Consider the following 2721-nt stretch of genomic DNA (forward strand, 5'->3'; position numbering starts at 1 on the left):
CATGCCCATGAAAGACGAACATCGGAAAGCCGTATGAGGGAAAACCTCACGTACGGTTTGATGAGGAGGGGCTGGGAAGACCAGCCCTTTACTCTAGTAACGGGCAGGATAGTTTAATCATTTCGCAAAACGACGTTATATGTAAACGCGTGTTATCAATGGAGTTGGGACAAGTAGCATTAAATATTAATAAGTGGAATAAGAATTTAAGATCAAGCCGAATAAATATTATTATTGTTTGAAGGGAGTTGTGTAGCATGTCACGAAGATTTGGTCTCTACATAATTTTAGCCATATTATTGTTCTCGATCTCAACAGTAGTAGTTAATGCAGCATCAAATCAAACGAATTCAAGCTCATTAACGGATAAGCAAAAAGAGGAAATAAAGGCTCTAGTAGATAAAGAGTTTCAATCACAAAAAGATCAATTAAAGAAAGAGCTTTTAGAAGAATTTGGGAGAAATCAATATCAATATTATCGGAAGGATTCTCCTCCACTAGATGCTCACGATCCTCAAATAAAACTCTTAAAATAATTTGATAATTTTTATTATTAAGCTAACGGGACACTATAGCTTAACAATCACCATAACAAGGCTGCCGGCATGAAACGGCAGCCTTGTTGTGCTATCGGGCAGAATAGTTGAATAAACTATTTACAGAAAAAGGTGATATGATGGCATTCTTCGAATATAAACTTAATATCAATTCTTGTGGGGAGAGGAAAAATGAAGATTAATAAAATTCTTATCCCGTTTGTCGTTATCTTTTTTTTTATTTCTTTCATTCTCTTGTTCTGGTTAATACAACAAAATAAACCTCTGTATGAACAAATTGAAAAAGCAATTTCAGAATTTGATTCGAGCTACAGTGAATTAATACATATACATGCAGATAAAGATCGAACTATAGCGTTTTATAAAACTAATAAGCCAGAGTTAGTCGTCGTACTGCTACAGAAAAAAATTCGTGGATATGAATTGAGTGATTATATAAATAAAAGTCTAATGTTTACAGATCGAAACTTAAGCTGGCAGGGAACAAGTAGACAAGAATCAAATATTCATATGATTTATGGAGTTGTTAAAGATCCAGAAATAACTCAGATTCTCTTAATTAGTGAGAGTGACAAGACAGCACATATTATTAAAAATGGCGAATACTCGATATGGTACTCCTTGGTCGACAATGTATTGAAGAATCCTATTACTATTCGGGCAACGAACAAAGAGGGTAAAATATTGTATGAAACTGGTGATGTTGATTTTTGGAATGATTAGAACTCACCCTTCATTAAGCTAACGGGAAACGTTAGTTCAACAAAACAGCAGCAGTCTAGGGTTTCATTTTCTCATCCATAGCTGCTGCTGTTCTATTTTAGCCATACATATACCAAATTCTGACGGCAGCTCTGAATGTCAATTGACCCGGCTCAATGGGGCTTGTGGCACTTTCCAACGGCATAGCTGCCGCCTTGAAGAACACAGGCTCCGCTCCAGGCTGCGCTACTTCCTCGACCTTGCATGGAACCGCGGACAAGGAAACACCGAGTGCCTGGGCGATGGCGGCAGCCTTTGCCTCTGCATCTCGCACAGCAGCTATCAGTGCTTCTTGTTGCGCCTTAGCGGACTCGCTAGAATCAAACTCTATCGAAGTGACCATATTCGCACCAATCGCAACGGCCGTATCGATTATCCATCCAGCCTCCGTAACATTGTCTAGCGTCACTTGAAGCAGATGGGTGACTCTGTATCCGCGGAACTCTTGCTTACCGTCTATATAATCGTATTGAGGCTCAATTAGAAATTGCGTAGTTTTGATGTTCTCACGGGCTATGCCCGAATGCTCCAGTGCTTCAATAATCGCAGCCACCTTTGTAGCATTATCGGATTGGACCGATTCTAGTTCTACCCCTTCACTAACGGTACCCAGTGTTATCAATGTACGGTCTGGAACTGCTGTTACCACACCTTCTCCCCACACCTCTATCGTAAAATCACATGAATGTTCTTTATGCTGAGCCATAACCGCCATACTCCTCCTTTATCATCGCATCTATAATTAAACTATGACCATTTATCACTTGAAATTCAATGCATCCACCGCAACATTATCAGTTTGGTTACGTTATTTCCTGCATTGGTGGAAAAGGAATGCAGCATACTTGCTCGTTGAATCTGGTAGAGCAGTTGCCAGCGGGGAATGGAAGCTACAGCGAAATAATAAAGGGATAGTGCTCTTAGGACGCCTCGGCACGGATTTATCCTACACATGGATGAATCCCACGTTTTATCCACCGATCTTGTTATCTATGAAATGGTGCGAAATCGAAACATGTGATTTATAAATGGGATTACGTGTAACGATAGTTGAACAATCAAGGAGTAGTTTGCTGCGGCAGCTGCTGCCTTTTTTTGTTAAGCTAACGGGCAAAAAAAGTTCCAATATGTGGTATTGTTAGGATAGACTAAGAACTTAAAAGGAGAGGAATGTATATCTATTAACTTCTGGAGTTGAGTACATGTTCAAATTTCTAAAATTAATAGCAAATATCATTACACTTTGCTCAATTGGGTATGTATTATATCTAGGCTATTTTGTGTTTTTTGATAAACCAGTTACATATGCAAACATAACTAAACTATATTTAAAAATGGGATATGCTTTTGTAACACTAACTGTTATTTTAATTTTAAGAACTTTTCTTAAGAAGAATAATGA

4 protein-coding genes are annotated in these 2721 nt (G+C 38.4%); 3 read left to right on the forward strand and 1 reads right to left on the reverse strand.

Going from position 1 to position 2721, the window contains the following annotated elements:
* The first annotated feature begins 257 nt into the window (after positions 1–257).
* Entirely contained in the window at positions 258–536 is a 279-nt protein-coding gene (locus AC0YN7_RS29615; RefSeq protein WP_475813599.1) for a hypothetical protein, read from the forward strand.
* 192 nt (positions 537–728) lie between these two features.
* Positions 729–1280, forward strand: coding sequence for a hypothetical protein (locus AC0YN7_RS29620; protein WP_475813600.1), 552 nt, complete (start codon positions 729–731; stop codon positions 1278–1280).
* A gap of 97 nt (positions 1281–1377) precedes the next feature.
* On the opposite strand, the gene AC0YN7_RS29625 is transcribed toward AC0YN7_RS29620, so the two are convergent.
* The gene (locus AC0YN7_RS29625) at positions 1378–2025 is read right to left on the reverse strand and encodes an SIMPL domain-containing protein (RefSeq protein ID WP_475813601.1); all 648 of its coding nucleotides are present in this window, start codon (positions 2023–2025) and stop codon (positions 1378–1380) included.
* Positions 2026–2521: 496 nt separating this feature from the next.
* Here AC0YN7_RS29625 and AC0YN7_RS29630 point away from each other — a divergent pair.
* Positions 2522–2721: hypothetical protein (locus AC0YN7_RS29630; RefSeq protein ID WP_475813602.1), on the forward strand; the 200-nt coding region annotated here is incomplete at its 3' end.

The sequence above is a fragment of the Paenibacillus sp. J31R122 genome (genome assembly GCF_056269185.1).

What these genes read in the sequence shown, in the direction of transcription:
- AC0YN7_RS29615 (WP_475813599.1), top strand. Translation starts at nt 258, where the DNA reads ATGTCACGAAGATTTGGTCTCTACATAATTTTAGCCATATTATTGTTC.
- AC0YN7_RS29625 (WP_475813601.1), bottom strand. Translation starts at nt 2,025, where the DNA reads ATGGCTCAGCATAAAGAACATTCATGTGATTTTACGATAGAGGTGTGG.
- AC0YN7_RS29620 (WP_475813600.1), top strand. Translation starts at nt 729, where the DNA reads ATGAAGATTAATAAAATTCTTATCCCGTTTGTCGTTATCTTTTTTTTT.